Origin of the sequence: Bradyrhizobium cosmicum (assembly GCF_007290395.2) — a bacterium.
In the GTDB taxonomy this organism is placed as follows: domain Bacteria; phylum Pseudomonadota; class Alphaproteobacteria; order Rhizobiales; family Xanthobacteraceae; genus Bradyrhizobium; species Bradyrhizobium cosmicum.
Genome location: NZ_CP041656.2, coordinates 2,178,257 through 2,195,936, shown reverse-complemented (window position 1 = coordinate 2,195,936; position 17,680 = coordinate 2,178,257). Strand labels below are relative to the sequence as shown.

Genomic DNA, 17,680 nt, shown 5'->3' with positions numbered 1-17,680 from the left:
CTCCAATGGTCTTTTTTCTAGAAACGCTTCAGGGCTTTCAGGACTTTTGTCGGCGTGATCGGAATCGAATTGATCGTCGCATCGAACGGCACGAGCGCGTCGTTGACGGCGTTGAGCACACAGGCGGACGCAGCCGCCGTGCCGGCCTCGCCAACCCCCTTGGCGCCGAGCTCAGTGTCTGCGGTCGGCGTCTCGACATGGCCGATGACGATGTCGGGCATCTCCATCGGCATCGGCACGAGGTAGTCGGCCAGCGAGCCGTTCACGAGCTGGCCGGTCTCGCTGTAGCGGCACTCCTCGAACAGCGCCGCGCCCAGCCCCTGCACGATGCCGCCGCGCAACTGCTCGTCCACCAGCATCGGATTGATGACGCGGCCGCAATCCTCGACGATGAAGTGCTTCAGCACCTTGATGAAGCCGGTCTCGACATCGACCTCCAGCGAGCAGCCCTGGATGCCGTTGGTGAAGGCGAAAGGATAGCCCTGCGGGGCGAAATGATGGCTGACGGTGAGCTGCGCCTGCGTGCCAGGCGGCAGCGTATCGGAGCGGAAATAGGCGATACGCGCGATCTCGGAGATCGGCATGCGCTGGTTCCGCGTCACCGCATCGACGACTTCGCCGTCGATGATGTCGAGCGACGACGGCTGCTCCTGGAGGATCAGCGCGGCGATCTCCAGAATGTTGCGCTTGAGCGCGCGCGTGGCCTGCAGCGCGGTCTCGCCGCCGATGCCGGCACCGCGGCAGGCCCAGGTCGCGCCGCCATGCGGAGTCACCTCGGTATCCCCCGTGATGACCTTGACATGCTCCTGCGCGACGCCGAGCTGGTCGGCCACGATCTGGCTGATGATGGCCTCGGTGCCCTGCCCCTGCTCGGTGACCGAGATCAGGCAGCGCACCTCGCCCGACGGCGTCAGGCTGAGGATCGCGCCGTCCTGCGAGGAGATGCGCGCGCCGCCGACGCCATAGAACGCCGGGCTGGGATTGGTGATCTCGACAAAGGCCGCGATGCCGATGCCACGGTGGATCCCACGCTTGCGCAACTCCGCCTGCTCGGCACGCAGCGTGTCATAGTCCATCATCTCGTGCAGGCGCTTCAGGCAGACCTGATGCGACAGCGCCTCGAAGCGGTAGCCGGTCGGCGAGGTCTGCGGATAGGCGTCGTCGGCGATCACGTTCCGCGCACGGATCGCGAAGGGATCGAGGCCTAGTTTCGCCGCGGCCATGTCGACCAGCCGCTCGGTGACGGCGCAGGCGATGGGATGTCCAACGGCGCGGTACTGGCTGGTCTGGACCTTGTTCTGGAAGATCACCTCGAGCGCGGCGCGATAGTTCTTGAAGCGATAGGGCGCGCCCATCAGGCGGATCACCTGGTTGCCCTCGACCACGCTGGTGCGCGGATAGGTCGAGAACGCGCCGATCGCAGTCAGGTCCACGACGTCCATCGCCAGGATCTCGCCCTTGGCATCGAGCGCCATGCGGGCATGGACGCGATGGTCGCGCGCGTGAATGTCGGAGACGAAGGACTCGATGCGGTCGGCGACGTATTTGACGGGACGGCCGAGCAGGATCGAGAGCCCGACCACCGCCATGTCCTCGTGATAGACATGCAGCTTCATCCCGAAGGAGCCGCCGATATCGGTCGCGATGACGCGAACGCGCGCTTCCGGGATGCCATAGTGGCGCGAATAGAGGTCCTGGAATTGATAGGGCGTCTGTGTGGCGTGATGCACCGTGAGCGCGCCGACGGCGGGATCATAATCAGCGACGATCGCGCGCGGCTCCAGCGTCACCGCGGTATGGCGGCCAAAGGAGAGCTCCTCCTCCACCACGTGGGCGGCATGCGCAAAGGCCTCGTCGACCGCGCCACTGTCCAGCTGGCTGCGGAAGCAGACATTATTGACGCTATCGGGATTGACCAGCGGTCCGCCAGGGTCTCGCGCGCCGTCGATGTCGACAACGAGAGGCAACTCCTCGTAGTCGATCTCAATCAATTCCAGAGCGTCTTCCGCGATCGCCCGGCTGTCGGCGACGACGGCGACCACCGCCTGCCCGGCCCAGACCACGCGATCCAGCGGCAGCGGCAATTGCGGTGCCGAGGTCATCCCCTTGAAATGATCGAGCGTGCCGATCCAGGGTGTGCAGATCTTTGCGAGATCAGCGCCGACGGCGACGAGATGCACACCCTCGAGGGCGCCCGCCTGCTCGACATTGATGGCAACGATCTTCGCATGCGCATAGGGGCTGCGCAGGAAGGCGGCATATAGCATGCGCGGCAGCCGGATGTCGCTGATATAGCGCCCGCGCCCGGCGAGGAGCCGCTTCGCGTTGGGCCGCGGCACGGAGCGGCCAATGTAGGAATTCGGCCGATCGAGCGAGGTCAGCGGCGCACTCATGTAGCGCCTCCCTCTTCGCTGCGTGCCTTGGCGACTGCATCGATGGCGTCGATAATTGCCTCATAGCCGGTGCAGCGGCAGTAATTGCCCGACAGCGCGTCGCGGATCTCTTCGCGGCTCGGCCGCGCGATTTGCGTCAGCAGCTCATGGGCGTTGACCAGCATGCCCGGCGTGCAGAAGCCGCATTGCAGCGCGTTACGGCGATGGAATTCGGCCTGGAGATCGGCGATCGCCCCGCTCTCGGTAAGGCCCTCGATCGTGTCGATCTTCGCGCCATCGGCCTGCACCGCGAACATCAGGCAGGCGTGCACGGCCCGGCCGTCGAGCTGCACCAGACAGGCGCCGCAGGCGCCCATCTCGCAGCCGGCATGCGTGCCCGTCAGTTCGAGCGCGTTGCGCAGGCAATCGACCAGCGTCTCCCGAGGCGCGACCTCGCACGCGACCTTGCGGCCATTGACGATGAAGCGGACGCGCACAGTCTCGTCCACATCATCCAGAAGAGTTTCGTCAGAGCCGTTCATGCGCCCTCACCAAGACGCCCGAGCAGGCGGCCGAGCAGCACGCGTGCGAGATGCAGCCGCATGGCGGGCGGCACTTCATCGCTGTCGGGCGGCGCGAGATCGCCTTCGAGCGCGGCCTGCGCGGCGGCGATACGAACCGGATCAAGGCTGGCGCCGATCAGGGTTGCCTCGGTCCCCTTCACCCGCGTCGGCGTATTGCCGACCGAGAAGAAGGAGATGCGGATATCGTCGATGCGATCGCCGGCGCAAGTCGCGAGTATGCCGCATCCGACCAGCGCATAGTCGCCGCGCCGCCGCGCCAGTTCGTCGAACGCAAAGCGCTGGTCCGCCCTGAACAGGGGGACATGGATCGCGGTGACCAATTCGCCGGGCTGCAACGCGGTCTCGAACAGGTCGATGAAGAAGTCGTCGGCCTTGACGCGCCGGTGGCCTGCGGGGCCCGCGATCTCGATCTCGGCATCGATCGCCAGCGTCATCGCGGGAAATTCGGACGCGGGATCGGCGAGCGCAACGCTGCCGCCGAACGTGCCGCGGTTGCGGATCGCGGGATGGGCGACGAACGGCGCGGCAGCTGCAAGCAGCGGCGCGAATTCCGCGATCAGCGGCTCGCTCAGCATCTCGCAATGGCGCGTCAGCGCGCCGATGCGCAGATAGCTGCCTTCGCGCCTGACGCCGCGCAGCGCGTCGATGTGGGTAATGTCGATCAGAAGCCGCGGTGCCTGCAACCGTAGCGACAGGGCCGGCACCAGGCTCTGGCCGCCGGCAATGAAACGCGCATCGTCGCCGGCGCGCGCATGAGCGTCGAGCGCCTGGTCGATCGTCGCCGCACGAAAATAGCTGAAAGCCCTCGCCTTCACTGCCGTTTCCTCGATATCCATCGGCTCATCAGCCGGGATGCCAGATTTGTAACCATCTGGTCTCAAAATCCTGACACGGCGCCAGGGGGCGGTCAACAGGAAATGACCATTTGGTCACAAATGCGCCTTGAGCTATGAAGGCAGCCAGACGTTCGATTCAGCGACGAAATGGCCCGAAAACCGCACAAACCAGCGAAGCGACCGGTCCGGAAGCGGACCCAGACCGGCAAGTCCGCGCCAAAGCGCCGCAACATGCGCGCCGCCGACCGCGAGCGCGCGATCATGGATGAGGCGATCCGCTTCTTTGCCGAGCGCGGCTTCGAGGGCCAGACTCGCGAGCTCGCCAAGCGCATGGGCATCACGCATTCGGCGATCTATCGCCACTTCCCCAGCAAGGAAGCGCTGATCGAGCGCGTCTACCAGGAGGTCTATCTCAGCCGCTGGTCGCCCGATTGGGGTCCGATGATCCGCGACCGTTCGCAATCGCTGGAGGCGCGGCTGACACGCTTCTATCTCGATTACGTCGAGCGCGTGTTCGAGTACAATTGGGTGCGGATCTTCGTCTTCTCCGGCATGAAGTCTTTCGGCATCACCGGCCGCTATCTCGACATCGTCCGCCGCGAGATCATCGAGCCGGCGGCAGCCGAGCTGCGCCACGATCTGAAGCTCCCGGACGCGAAGGCCCATCCGCTGAGCGAGCGCGAGACCGAGCTGTTCTGGGGCCTGCACGGCCGCATCTTCTATCTCGCCATTCGCAAATTCATCTACGAGACGCCGATCCCGTCCGATCTTGATGCGATCGTCCGCGACGCCGTCCAGACCTTCATGGACGGCGCGAAGATGACGATGCCGAACCTGCTGGAGAGCGGCTAGCTATTTCGCCAGGCTCGGCAGATCGAGCCTCTTGTCGTGGGCGCAATCGATCGCGGTCTCATAGCCCGCATCCGCATGGCGCATTACGCCGCTAGCGGGATCGTTCCAGAGCACGCGCTCGATCCGCTTTGCCGCCTCAGGCGTGCCGTCCGCAACGATCACCATGCCTGCATGCTGCGAATAGCCGATGCCGACGCCGCCGCCATGGTGCAGCGACACCCAGGTCGCGCCGCTGGCGCAATTGAGCAGCGCGTTGAGCAACGGCCAGTCGGAGACGGCATCCGATCCGTCCTTCATCGCCTCGGTTTCGCGGTTGGGACTCGCCACCGAGCCGCTGTCGAGATGGTCGCGGCCGATCACGATCGGCGCCTTGAGCTCGCCGCTCGCCACCATCTCGTTGAAGGCAAGGCCGAGGCGATGACGATCGCCAAGACCGACCCAGCAGATCCGCGCCGGCAGGCCCTGGAACTTGATGCGCTCCCTGGCCATGTCGAGCCAATTGTGCAGATGCTTGTCGTCGGGCATCAGCTCCTTGACCTTGGCGTCGGTCCTGAAGATGTCCTCGGGATCGCCCGACAGCGCGGCCCAGCGGAATGGCCCGACGCCGCGGCAGAACAGCGGGCGGATATAGGCGGGTACGAAGCCGGGGAAATCGAAAGCGTTCTTCAGGCCCATGTCCTGCGCCATCTGGCGGATGTTGTTGCCGTAATCGAGCGTCGGAATGCCCTGCGCATGGAAATCGAGCATGGCCTGGACGTGCTCGACCATCGACATCTTCGATGCGCGCTCCACGGCCTTCGGATCGGAGGCGCGCTTGGCTTCCCAATCAGCCAGCGTCCAGCCCTTCGGCAAATAGCCGTTGATCGGATCATGCGCGCTGGTCTGGTCGGTGACGATGTCGGGCTTGACGCCCCGGCGCACCAGTTCCGGGAAAATCTCGGCAGCATTGCCGAGCAGGCCGACCGAGACCGGCTTTTTCGTCTTCGCGGCCTCCGCCATGATTGCAAGCGCCTCATCGAGCGTTGCGGCCTGACGATCAAGATAGCCTGTACGCAAGCGCATCTCGATGCGGCTCGGCTGGCACTCGACCGCGAGCATCGACGCCCCCGCCATCGTCGCCGCCAGCGGCTGCGCGCCGCCCATGCCGCCAAGACCGGCGGTAAGAATCCATTTGCCGGCGAGGCTGCCGCCATAGTGACGACGGCCGACCTCGACAAACGTTTCGTAGGTGCCCTGCACGATGCCCTGGCTGCCGATATAGATCCACGAGCCCGCGGTCATCTGCCCGTACATCATCAGGCCCTTGCGATCGAGCTCGTTGAAATGATCGAGCGTCGCCCAATGCGGCACGATGTTGGAGTTCGCGATCAGCACACGGGGCGCGTCCGCATGGGTGCGGAACACGCCCACCGGCTTGCCGGACTGGACCAGTAACGTCTGGTCGCCTTCGAGATCGCGCAGCGCAGCAACGATCCGGTCAAAACTCTCCCAGTCGCGCGCGGCGCGGCCAATGCCGCCATAGACGACGAGCTCACTCGGGCGCTCCGCCACATCGGGATCGAGATTGTTCATGAGCATGCGCAAGGGCGCTTCCGTCAGCCAGCTCTTGGCGCTGATCTCGCTACCGCGCGGCGAGCGGATGGTGCGGTCGTTGTCCAGTCGGCGGTTCATGAGGACCTCTTGGGCGAGTCTTGTTCAGTCGAGTTTTGGAAACGGATCGGATGATAGCGCAGCGATCGCCGCGGCCGGCAGTGCGTCAGCCTCGATCAACGCGGCAGCTCTAGCGAGATCGCCTGCCATGTAGCGGTCGGCGCCGAGCGCGGGCACCTCCTTGCGCAGCGCGGCGATGACGGCGACGAGCGGCGCGCTGGTCGCATGCGGAGCGCGCAGCGTGATGCCTTGCGCGGCGACGAGAAGCTCGATCCCCAAAATGGCGGCGAGATTGTCGGCCATATCGGACAAGCGTCGCGCGGCATGCGCGGCCATCGAGACGTGATCTTCCTGGTTGGCGCTGGTCGGCGTCGAATCGATCGAGCAGGCGGCCGCACGCTGCTTGTTCTCGGCGTAGAGCGCGGCCGCCGTCACCTCGGCGATCATGAAGCCGGAGTTGATGCCGGGATCGGGCGTCAGGAACGGCGGCAAGCCGAAATTGAGCGCGGGATCGACCAGCGTCGCGATGCGCCGCTCGCTGATCGCGCCGATCTCCGACAACGCCAGTGCAATAGAGTCAGCAGCAAAGGCCACCGGCTCGGCGTGGAAATTGCCGCCGGAGACGATCTCGCCGGTCTCGACCAGCACCAGCGGATTGTCGGTGACCGCATTGGCTTCAACGACGAGCGTGCGTGCGGCCTGCGTGATCAGATCGAGCGCCGCCCCCGTGACCTGCGGCTGGCAGCGCAGGCAATAAGGATCCTGCACGCGCTCGTCGCCTTCGAGATGCGACAGGCGGATATCGCTGCCGTCGAGCAATGCCATCAACGTTGCGGCCGCGGCGATCTGCCCGGGATGACCGCGCAGCGCCTGGATTTCGGGACGGAACGGCGCCGTCGATGCCATCGCTGCATCCACCGACAGCGCGCCAGTCACGAGGGCGGCGCGAGTCAGGCCAAATGCACGCAGCACGCCGGAGATCGCGTAGGCGGTCGAAAACTGCGTGCCGTTGATCAGCGCGAGCCCTTCCTTGGGACCAAGCGTCAGCGGCAGGAGGCCGGCGGCGGCGAGCGCCTCGTGGCCGGGCACGATCCTGCCGCCGACGATCGCCTGCCCCTCTCCGATCATCACAGCCGTCATGTGCGCGAGCGGCGCGAGATCGCCGGATGCGCCGACCGATCCCTGCTGCGGCACCAGCGGATAGACACCGCGCCCGAGCATGGCCTGCAGCTGTTCGACCACCTCGCGGCGTACGCCGGAAGCCCCACGCCCGAGCGATACGATCTTCAGCGCCATCATCAGCCGGATGATCGGCTCCGGCGTCGCCGCACCGACGCCGCAGCAATGCGAGACGATGAGGTTACGCTGGAGCAGCGCGGTCTGGTCAGGCGGAATGCGCTTTGACGCCAGCTTTCCGAAGCCGGTGTTGATGCCATAGACAGGAAGGCTAGCTTGCGCGGCCTTCGCGACGATCTCGGCTGCGGCGTCGACGCGCGGCCAGAACGATGGATCGAGAACGACAGGGGCGCCCTCCAGCACGCACGCGAGATCGTCGAGGCTGACCGTTCCCGGCTTGACGACGATCGCAGCACCCCGCTCCTTCACTGTCCCCTCCACACTCGCCGGTGCAGCGGATTGAAGCCGATGCGGTAAACGAGTTCCGCCGGCCGCTCGATGTCCCAGATTGCGAGGTCGCACCATTTACCGGCTTCCAGCGTGCCGGTCTCAGCGAGCACGCCGAGCGCCCGCGCGCCTTCGCGGGTGACGCCCGCAAGGCATTCGGCCACATTCATCCGGAACAGCGTCGCCCCCATGTTCATTGCCAGCAGCAGCGACGTCAGCGGGGAGCTGCCGGGATTGCAGTCGGTCGCGAGCGCCATGTGGACGCCGTGCTTGCGAAACGCTTCCACAGGCGGCTTCTGCGTCTCGCGAATGAAGTAGAACGCGCCGGGCAGCAGCACGGCCACCGTTCCAGCCGTCGCCATCGCGGCGGCGTCGGTCTCGTCGGTGTGTTCGAGATGATCGGCAGATAGTGCGGAGAATTTTGCGGCGAGCGCCGCGCCGCCGAGGTTCGACAATTGATCCGCGTGAAGCTTGACCGGCAGTCCAAGCGCCGTTGCGGCCTGGAACACGCGCGCGGTCTGCTCACCGGAAAATGCGATGCCTTCCATGAAGGCATCGACGGCATCGGCAAGGCCGGCCTTTGCAACCGCCGGCAGCATCTCGTTGCAGACGAGATCGATGTAGCGATCCTTGTCGCCATCGGCTTCCACAGGCAGCGCATGCGCGCCAAGAAAGGACGTGCGGATCGCAACCGGCCGCTGACGGCCGAGACTGCGCGCGGCCGCGAGCTGACGGATCTCGGTCTCGGTCTCGAGGCCATAGCCGGACTTGATCTCGATCGTGGTGGCGCCCTCGCCGATCAGCGCATCGAGCCGCGGCAGCGCCTGTGCGACAAGCTCGGCCTCGCTCGCCTTGCGCGTCGCGGTAACCGTCGAGACGATGCCGCCGCCGGCGCGGGCGATCTCCTCGTAGCTCGCGCCCTTCAGGCGCAGCTCGAACTCGTGCGCGCGGTTGCCGCCATAGACGAGATGAGTATGGCAATCGACGAGCCCCGGCGTGATCCAGCGCCCCTCGCAATCGACGCGCTTGATCGCGTCCGCATCAACAGGGAAATCCGCCGCGGCACCCGCATAGACGATGTGGCCGCCACGTATGGCGATCACGCCATGCTCGATCTCGCCGAGATCGGGGCGGTCGGCCCGCATCGTGGCGAGCCGGGCGTTGTGCCAGATCCGATCAAAGCGCTCTGCCATGAAGGTCCCCCTTCGCCTGGGATGCTTGACTTATATGTCTAGACATATAATCGTGGGGCGGTTCTGTCCAGCCGGCGTGTAAGCATGACCCGACTGCATTTTGCCTCCGCGCTCCTGCCCTCGGGCTGGGCCAATGACGTGCAGGTGGTGATCACCGCCGGCGCGATCGCGGAGGTGACGCCGGACGTTGCGCCGGCCGCCGGCGACGAGCGCCACGGAGTAGCGCTGCCGGGACTTGCGAGCCTGCATAGCCACGCCTTCCAGCGCGGCATGGCGGGTCTTGCTGAGCTGCGCGGCGACTCCACCGATACGTTCTGGACCTGGCGCGAGACGATGTACCGCTTCGCGCTGGCGATGACGCCGGATGACGTGACTGCCGTTGCGACGCTGCTATATGTCGAGATGCTGGAACAGGGGTTTACCCGCGTCGGCGAATTCCATTACCTGCATCACGATCGCGACGGCTCGCATTACGCCGACATCGGCGAGATGGCGGCGCGCATCGCACAGGCTGCCGAAGCTTCAAGCATTGCCCTGACGCTGCTGCCGAGTTTTTATGCGCATGGCTCGTTCGGAGGCGCCGCCCCGCATGACGGCCAGCGTCGTTTCATCTGCTCCGTCGATCAATTCGCCGAACTCATGAGCGCCTCGCGCAAGGCGATCGCATCATTGCCGGGCGCCAATATCGGCATCGCGCCGCACAGCCTTCGCGCGGTGACGCCGGATGAGCTCGCAGCAATCATTACGCTCGCCGATGGCGGGCCGGTGCATATCCACGCGGCCGAGCAGGTGAAGGAAGTCGAGGATTGCCTGGCCTGGTCGGGCCGACGTCCGGTGCAATGGCTGCTGGAGCACGCGCCTCTCGATCGGCGCTGGTGCCTCATTCACGCCACCCACACGACCGAGGCGGAAGTCGCTGCGTTCGCGAAGACCGGTGCGGTGGCGGGCCTCTGCCCCATCACGGAAGCGAGCCTTGGCGACGGCGTCTTTCCGGCGCGCGAATTCCTCGCCGCCGAAGGCGGGTTCGGCGTCGGCACCGATTCCAACGTGCTGGTCGGCGCAGCCGACGAGTTGCGCCAGCTTGAATATGGCCAGCGGCTCAAGCATCGCGAGCGCAACGTTCTCTCCGGCGGCGCGGGGCGCTCGACCGGGCGCACGCTGTTCGACTACGCGCTCGCGGGCGGTGCACGAGCGCTGGCGCAGCCGACCGTCGGCCTCACGCCGGGAGCGCGCGCCGATATCGTCACGCTCGACATTTCGCATCCATCACTGGCGGGGCGCTCGCGCGACGCCGTCATCGACGGCTGGATCTTTGCCGCCGGCGGCGGCGTGATCGATTGCGTCTGGGCGGGCGGCGACAAGGTCGTCGAAGGCGGCCGGCACAGATTGCGGCAAGCTGCGCGCGAACGCTTCAACGCATCGGTGCGGAGGCTCGTCGCATGAGCCTCGCGACCGATGCCGCCGACCAGCCGACGCTCTACAAGCGCATCCGCGCCGACATCGAGAAGCGGATCCTGACTGGCGAGTGGCCGCCCGGTCACCGCATTCCGTTCGAGCACGAGCTGGTCGCGCGCTATGGCTGCTCGCGCATGACGGTGAACAAGGCGCTGTCGGAGCTAGCACAGGCCGATCTGATCGAGCGACGTCGTCGTGCCGGCTCCTTCGTGCGTCGTCCGCAACATCAGTCGGCAGTGCTGAAGATCGCGGACATGCGCGCAGAGATCATCTCGCTCGGCCGCAGCTATGGCTACGAACTGATGCACCGCAAGCTGCGCACGGCGACGGCCGCTGACCGTGAGCGTCTTGGCGTGAAGAAGGCCGGCAAGGTGGTCGCGATCGCCTGCCGCCATAGCGCCGACAACGTGCCGTTTGCCGTCGAGGACAGGCTGATCGATCTGTCATCCGTGCCGGATGCCGCGACCGCGGATTTCTCGCGAGAGCCTCCCGGCACCTGGCTGCTTCATCATGTCCCATGGACAGAAGCCGAGCATACGATCAGCGCGATCGTTGCGGATGATCGCACCGCGGAAGCGCTCGACATCGCCGTCGGCGCCCCCTGTCTGGTGATCGACCGCTACACTTGGCGCAGCGCGCGCACCATCACCGCGGTGCGACTGCTCTATCCCGGTGACTCTCACCGCCTTGTCGCCCGATTCAAGGGAGGCTGAGAGGACGATGTCGGCACAAATCGTGCAACGCTTCGGGCAACGGTCCGTATGGACCGGCAATGATCAACAGGACGTCAATCCATCGATCGGCAAGAGGACGACAATCATGCGTAATTCAAAAGTTTTTGCGACAATCATTGCTCTTGCGGCCTCCACTCCGGTGCTCGCCGACGACGTCAAGGTCGGCATCGGCATCTCCGGATGGACCGGCTTCGCGCCGCTGACGCTGGCAAAGGAGGCCGGCATCTTCAAGAAGAACGGCCTCGACGTGACGATCAAGAAGATCCCGCAGAAGGATCGCCATCTCGCGATCGCCTCCGGCGACATCCAGTGCGCGGCTACCACGGTCGAGACCTGGATCTCCTGGAACGCCAATGGCGTTGCCACCAAGCAGATCTTTCAGCTCGACAAGAGCTTCGGCGCCGACGGCATGGCGGTGCGCAACGACGTCGCCGCGATCAAGGATCTGAAGGGCAAGACGGTCGCAGCCTCCGCGCCCGGCACGTCGCCGTACTTTGCGCTGGCCTGGATGCTCAAGAAGAACGGTCTCACCACGAAGGACGTCACCATCGTGAACCTCGAGCCGGCCGCCGCCGCACAGGCCTTCGTGTCCGGCCAGAACGACGCCGCGATGACCTATGAACCGTATCTGTCGACCGTGCGCGCCGCGCCCGATAAGGGCAAGATCATCGCCACGACGCTGGACTACCCGATCGTGATGGACACGTTCGGCTGCACGCCGAAATTCCTCAGCGAGAATCCGAAGGCCGCACAGGCGCTCGCCAACAGCTATTTCGAGGCGCTCGACATGATCGCCAAGGACCAGGCCAAAGCCTACGAGATCATGGGCGCCGACGTGAAGCAGACCGGCGAGCAGTTCGGCAACTCCGCAAAGTACCTGCGCTGGCAGGACAAGGCGGCGAACCAGAAATTCTTCGCCGGCGACTTCCTGACCTTCAACAAGGAGGCCGCCGAGCTCCTGCTCGAGATCGGCATCATCAAGGCCGCGCCGAAGGTCGAGGACCTCTACGACGCCAGCTACATCAAGTAACCTCCTCAACAGACATATGCCGGTCCCGTCTTGCGGCGGGGCCGGCAAGCCTGTTCCCCTCCCGGATAGATCGTTTGATGCGTCCCCTGGATCCCGTGACGTCGAAGCAGCGCGTGGTTTACGGCCTTGCGTTCTTCGTGCTGTTCGTTGCCCTGTGGTCGTGGGCGACCTTCGGCGGCCATGTGTCGAAAGTGTTCCTCGCCAATCCGCTGACCATGGTGCAGGAAGGATACGACCTGCTGGCGAAGCAGGGGTTCGTGTACGACATCGGCATGACGATCTGGCGCGTCGTCGGCGGCTTTGCGCTCGCCGCCATCATCGCGGTGCCGTTCGGCGTGCTGATGGGCGCCTACAAGCCGGTCGAGGCGTTCCTCGAACCCTTCGTCTCCTTCGCGCGCTATCTGCCCGCCTCGGCCTTCATTCCGCTTTTGATCCTGTGGGCCGGCATTGGCGAGCTGCAAAAGCTGCTCGTCATCTTCATCGGCTCGGTATTCCAGATCATCCTGATGATCGCCGTGACCGTGGGTGCGACACGGCGCGATCTGGTCGAGGCGGCCTATACGCTCGGGGCCAGCAACCGCGGCATCATCCGCCGCGTGCTGCTGCCCTCCTCCGCGCCCGAGATCGCCGAGATCCTTCGGCTGGTGCTGGGCTGGGCCTGGACCTATGTCATCGTCGCAGAGCTGATCGGCTCGTCCTCGGGCATCGGCCACATGATCACCGACAGCCAGGCGCTGCTCAACACCGGCCAGATCATCTTCGGCATCATCGTGATCGGGCTGATCGGCCTTATCTCGGACTTCCTGTTCAAGGCGTTCAACGCCTGGCTGTTTCCGTGGAAGCTCGCATGACCACGCTGAAGATCGAGCAGGTCTCGCGAACCTTCCCCGCCCGCCACGGCAACGCGCCGACCCGGGCGCTGGAGCCGACCGACCTCACCATCGGCAACAACGACTTCGTCACCATCCTCGGCCCCTCCGGCTGCGGCAAGTCCACGCTGCTTCGCATCGTTGCCGGCCTCGACCGCCCAACCAGCGGACGCGTGGTGCTCGATGGCCGCGAGGTGACCGGCCCGGGCGCCGATCGCGGCATGGTGTTCCAATCCTACACGCTGTTTCCCTGGCTGACGGTGCGCGAGAACATCGCGTTCGGCCTGCGCGAGCGCGGCGTTTCCGAGGCGGAGCGTAACAAGATCGCCGACGCGTTCATCCGCCAGGTCGGCCTGTCCGGCTTCGAAAACCATTGGCCCAAGCAGCTCTCCGGCGGCATGCAGCAGCGCACCGCGATCGCGCGTGCGCTCGCCAACGATCCGAAGATCCTGCTGCTCGACGAGCCCTTCGGCGCGCTCGACAACCAGACGCGTGCGCTCATGCAGGAGATGCTGCTGGGGATCTGGGAACGCGACCAGAAGACCGTGCTGTTCGTCACCCACGACATTGAGGAAGCGATCTTCCTCGGCAGCCGCGTCATCGTGATGAGCGCGCGTCCCGGGCGGATCAAGGCCGACATTGTGATCGACCTGCCGCATCCGCGCTCCTACAAGATCAAGACCACGCCCGAATTCGTCCAACTGAAGGAACGGCTGGTCGAGGAAATCCGCACCGAGGCGCTGAAGGTTGCCGAGCATGCCTGACACCAAATCACTCGCCGACGGCCAGCGCGTGCTCGCCGACCTCAATGCACTCCGTGCCATCGGCGCCTACGAGACGGGCGTGCACAAGCCGACCTTCTCCGAGCCGCACAAGCGCTCGCTGGACTGGCTGGTGCAGAAGCTCCCCGAGGCCGGCCTCGGCGCAGAGATCGACGGCATCGGCAATGTTCTCGGCACGAGCAGCAAATCCGGACCGAAGCTGCTGGCGGGATCGCATCTGGAGAGCCAGAACTACGCCGGCTGGCTCGACGGCCCGCTCGGCGTCGTCTACGCGCTCGAAGCCGCCCGCGTCCTCAACGCCGATCCCTCGTTCAAGGGCGCGGTCGAGGTCGCCGCCTGGTGCGATGAGGAAGGTCATTTCGGCAGCTTTCTCGGTTCGCGCTCCTATGTCGGTCAAGTGACCGAAGCCGAGATCGACGCCGCGCGCGACCGCACCAACGGCCGCACCATGCGCGATGCGCTCGCCGACATGGGTCTCGCCGGACGTGCGCGAATCGCCGTCGAGAAGGGACGGCATATCGGGTATCTCGAGGCGCACATCGAGCAAGGTGATACGCTCGAGAGCGGCAAGCTCGCGATCGGGGTCGTAACCTCGATCGTCGGCATCTGGCAGTATCGCATCAATTTCGTCGGCGAGCAGAACCACGCCGGCACCACCCGCATGGCCGTGCGGAAGGATGCCGGGCTGGCGCTGGCCAAGTTCTGCGTGGCGATCGACCAGCGTTTCCCCGCCGCCTGCGGGCCGCGCACGGTCTGGACCACCGGCCGCATTACGCTCGATCCGGGCGCGCCGAGCATCATTCCGGGCGGGGCCGAAATGCTGTTCCAGATCCGCGACGACGATCCGTCCGTCATCGCACGGCTGGAGGACCTGTTGCGGATGATGGCGGACGAGGCCAGCGCGAAGGGCCCTTGCGCCGTCACTGTGACGAAGCTGCGCACCGGTGCTCCTGCCATGATGGACGCCGGCTTCCAGGACGCAATCGAAGCCGCGAGCAAGGCCATGGCTGACGGACGATCGATCAGGATGCCGAGCGGCGCCGGCCACGATGCGCAGATGCTTGCGACCGTGATGCCGGCAGCCATGCTGTTCGTGCCGTCGATCGGCGGCATCAGCCACCATTGGACCGAGAACACTGCCGACGCCGACATCGTCACCGGCGCGCAGGTGTTCGTCGATGCCTGCCGGCGGATGCTGAATGGCTAGAACGACGTCCCGCCGCCGAACCTGAACTCCTGAACCGTGTCGTATTTGCCCTTCGACAGCGGCACGGCGTAGTCGAAGCGCAGCGGGCCGAACGGCGAGGCCCAGATCAGGCCGACGCCGACCGACGACCGCACGACGTTGCCGTCGTCATATTGCAAGCCGCAGGTCGGGCAGGCCTTGGTGTTGACTTCGCCGGTGGCCGACCACGACGTCGGCCCCTGATAACCCCAGAGTGAGCCGGCATCGGCGTAGACGGCGCCCTTCAACCCGACCTCCTTGGGCAGGAACCAGAACGGCATCTGCAACTCCATGGAGGCGCCCCAGTACTTCGTGCCGCCGAGCGCATCGCCCGTGGCGCCGTAGTTGAGGTAGGTGATGTCGCGCGGACCGATGCCGTTGGAGGCGAAGCCTCGCACGAGGTTCGGGCCCATCTGGAAATGGTCGAGCATACGCAGATCGTTGTTGCCGATCTTGTTGAGGATGCCGCCCTGAAGATGAATCACGTTGACGATGTCGGAGACGAGCGGGGTGTAGTACTTGGTGTCGATCACCGTCTTCAGGTACGTGACGTCTCCACCCACCCCAGCGAAATCCTGCCTGAAGTCGACCAGCAGACCGCCAGTGGGATTCTTGTTGTTGTCGAGCGTGTTGTAGTTCAGCGTGTAGCCGAGCGCCGAGGTCCAGGTCGCGCCGTTCGCCAGCTCCTTCCGGACCGGCAGGCTCGACTCGCCGTCGCCGTAGCAGCCGTAGCCATAGACGCCTGAGCTCGTCGCGTTGGTCGGATCCACACCGCCGAGAACGTTCTTGATGTAGGAAGGCGTCGGGTTGAAGGCCAGCGAGGTGTTGGCCGCGTTGTTGTTACAGTTGTTGTAGGCGCTGGCGAGCGTAATGCTCTGCTGATACAGCGAATAGCGGAGCTGCAGCGAGAGATCCTCACGCAGCGCGAAGCCGAGGCGCGGGGAGAAGCCCAGCGTCGTCACGCCATAGCTCGTATAGCTGTTCGATTTCTGCTCCTTCCAATAAGTGTCGAATCCAAGCGCCAGCCGGTAGTCGAGCAGATAGGGCTCGACGAACGACAGCGATACGCCGCGCGAATACTGCCCGTAACTGACCGACGCCTTGGCATAGAGCCCCTTGCCGAGCAGGTTGCGCTCGGAGACCGAGACTTCGGCCAGTGCGCCGTCGCTCGTGGAGTAGCCGCCCGAGATCGAGAAGTCGCCGGTCGACTTCTCTTCGAGGTCGACGATCAGGATCACGCGGTCGCTGGAAGAGCCGGGCTCCGTGACGATCTTGACGCTCTTGAAGTAGTCGAGGTTCTTCAGCCGGCGCTCGGCACGGTCGACCAGCGCACGGTTGTAGGCGTCGCCCTCGGAGATGTCGAATTCGCGCCGGATCACGTAGTCCCGGGTCCGCGTGTTGCCGCGAAGGTTGATGCGCTCGATGTAAGTGCGCGGGCCCTCGTCGACGTTGAACACCACGGAGACCGTGTGCGCCTCGAAGTTGCGGTCACCACCCGGCCGCACCAGGGCGAACGCATAACCGCGGCGCGACGCCTCGATCTGCATCTCTTCGGTCGACTTCTCAACCGATTCCACGTTGTAGAGCGAGCCGACACTGACGCGCGACAGGCTTCGCAGCGAGTTCGCGTCAAAATTGGCAATGCTGGAGCGGAAGTCGACGGTGCCGACGCGGTACTGCGAGCCTTCCTCGATCTTGAAGGTGACGTTGAAGCCCTTCTTCTCCGGATCGTATTCAGTCAGCGCGGCCACGACCTGGACGTCGGCGAAGCCGTTCTTGAGATAGAAGCGGCGGATCAGGTCGCGATCGGCCTCGACGCGATCGGGATCGTAGATATCGTTGCTGGCGAGGAAGCTGAGCAGGTTGCTCTCATGCGTCTTGATGACGTCGCGCAGGCGCGCGGCCGAGTAGGCGCCGTTGCCGATGAACTCGACCGACTTGACCGCGGTCTTGGCGCCCTCCTCGACCGTGAAGATCAGGTCGACACGGTTGTTCGGCTGTTCGATGATTTCGGGCGTGACGCGCACGTCGTAGCGGCCTGAACGCCGGTAGATCTCGGCGATGCGCAGCGTGTCGGACTGCACCAGCGCCCGCGAGAAGGTTCCGCGCGGCTTGGACTGGATCTCGGCCGAGAGCTGCTCGTCCTTGATCTTCTTGTTGCCCTCGAAGGCGACGCGACCGATCACGGCGTTCTCGACCACCGACACCACGACGCGGCCGCCGGCCTGATTGATCTTCACATCCTGAAACAGGCCGGTACCGATCAGCGCCTTCAGACCGTCGTCGATCGTGGGCTGATCGAGGCGCCCACCGGGACCGGGCCTGAAGTAGGAGCGAACCGTCTCGGCCTCCACGCGGCGGTTACCCTCGACCACGATCGTCTCCGCGACTTGCGCGGCCGCCGGCTGCGGCAGCAGCACGACGGGAATTGAACTCGCAATCGACATACCGCTCATCGCCACCGCGATCAGCCAG

General features: G+C 65.2%; 14 protein-coding genes. 7 read left to right on the top strand and 7 right to left on the bottom strand.

What is annotated here, in order from left to right:
- Positions 1-17 precede the first annotated feature (17 nt).
- From FNV92_RS10250 to FNV92_RS10240, 3 genes are read right to left on the bottom strand one after another with little or no spacing between them, the layout of a single operon-like run.
- The gene (locus FNV92_RS10250; protein WP_143841084.1) at positions 18-2,393 is read right to left on the bottom strand and encodes a xanthine dehydrogenase family protein molybdopterin-binding subunit; all 2,376 of its coding nucleotides are present in this window, start codon (positions 2,391-2,393) and stop codon (positions 18-20) included.
- Positions 2,390-2,914 carry a (2Fe-2S)-binding protein gene (locus FNV92_RS10245; RefSeq protein ID WP_143841085.1) on the bottom strand — a complete coding sequence of 175 codons (525 nt, stop codon included), beginning with the start codon at positions 2,912-2,914 and terminating at the stop codon, positions 2,390-2,392. The genes FNV92_RS10250 and FNV92_RS10245 overlap by 4 nt, the downstream gene beginning before the upstream one ends.
- Positions 2,911-3,771, bottom strand: a complete 861-nt coding sequence (locus FNV92_RS10240; protein ID WP_143846041.1) for an FAD binding domain-containing protein — start codon at positions 3,769-3,771, stop codon at positions 2,911-2,913. Before FNV92_RS10240 ends, FNV92_RS10245 begins: the two co-directional genes overlap by 4 nt.
- 252 nt (positions 3,772-4,023) lie before the next feature.
- On the opposite strand from FNV92_RS10240, the gene FNV92_RS10235 reads away from it, so the two are divergent.
- Positions 4,024-4,644, top strand: a complete 621-nt coding sequence (locus tag FNV92_RS10235; protein WP_168213273.1) for a TetR/AcrR family transcriptional regulator — start codon at positions 4,024-4,026, stop codon at positions 4,642-4,644.
- Here the strand turns inward: FNV92_RS10235 and hutU are convergent, their stop codons facing one another.
- From hutU to hutI, 3 genes are read right to left on the bottom strand one after another with little or no spacing between them, the layout of a single operon-like run.
- A complete protein-coding gene (hutU, locus tag FNV92_RS10230; protein WP_143841087.1) occupies positions 4,645-6,315 on the bottom strand; it encodes a urocanate hydratase in 1,671 nt (556 codons plus the stop codon). It abuts the gene before it with no gap.
- Between the two features lie 24 nt (positions 6,316-6,339).
- Positions 6,340-7,899, bottom strand: a complete 1,560-nt coding sequence (gene hutH / locus FNV92_RS10225) for a histidine ammonia-lyase (protein ID WP_143841088.1) — start codon at positions 7,897-7,899, stop codon at positions 6,340-6,342.
- Entirely contained in the window at positions 7,896-9,110 is a 1,215-nt protein-coding gene (gene hutI, locus FNV92_RS10220) for an imidazolonepropionase (RefSeq protein ID WP_143841089.1), read from the bottom strand. Before hutI ends, hutH begins: the two co-directional genes overlap by 4 nt.
- Positions 9,111-9,194: 84 nt before the next feature.
- Between hutI and FNV92_RS10215 the strand changes: the two genes are divergently transcribed.
- From FNV92_RS10215 to FNV92_RS10190, 6 genes are all read left to right on the top strand, one after another.
- Positions 9,195-10,553, top strand: a complete 1,359-nt coding sequence (locus FNV92_RS10215; RefSeq protein WP_143841090.1) for a formimidoylglutamate deiminase — start codon at positions 9,195-9,197, stop codon at positions 10,551-10,553.
- Positions 10,550-11,278, top strand: coding sequence for a histidine utilization repressor (gene hutC / locus FNV92_RS10210; RefSeq protein WP_015684587.1), 729 nt, complete (start codon positions 10,550-10,552; stop codon positions 11,276-11,278). Before FNV92_RS10215 ends, hutC begins: the two co-directional genes overlap by 4 nt.
- Positions 11,279-11,384: 106 nt before the next feature.
- The gene (locus FNV92_RS10205; RefSeq protein WP_143841091.1) at positions 11,385-12,329 is read left to right on the top strand and encodes an ABC transporter substrate-binding protein; all 945 of its coding nucleotides are present in this window, start codon (positions 11,385-11,387) and stop codon (positions 12,327-12,329) included.
- Positions 12,330-12,406: 77 nt separating this feature from the next.
- Positions 12,407-13,180, top strand: a complete 774-nt coding sequence (locus tag FNV92_RS10200) for an ABC transporter permease (protein ID WP_143846042.1) — start codon at positions 12,407-12,409, stop codon at positions 13,178-13,180.
- Positions 13,177-13,962: an ABC transporter ATP-binding protein gene (locus FNV92_RS10195; RefSeq protein ID WP_168213274.1), complete on the top strand. Its 786-nt coding sequence runs from the start codon at positions 13,177-13,179 to the stop codon at positions 13,960-13,962. Before FNV92_RS10200 ends, FNV92_RS10195 begins: the two co-directional genes overlap by 4 nt.
- Positions 13,955-15,187: a Zn-dependent hydrolase gene (locus FNV92_RS10190; RefSeq protein WP_143841093.1), complete on the top strand. Its 1,233-nt coding sequence runs from the start codon at positions 13,955-13,957 to the stop codon at positions 15,185-15,187. The genes FNV92_RS10195 and FNV92_RS10190 overlap by 8 nt, the downstream gene beginning before the upstream one ends.
- Here the strand turns inward: FNV92_RS10190 and bamA are convergent.
- A complete protein-coding gene (gene bamA, locus FNV92_RS10185; RefSeq protein ID WP_416377756.1) occupies positions 15,184-17,661 on the bottom strand; it encodes an outer membrane protein assembly factor BamA in 2,478 nt (825 codons plus the stop codon). The genes FNV92_RS10190 and bamA overlap by 4 nt on opposite strands.
- Positions 17,662-17,680: the final 19 nt, after the last annotated feature.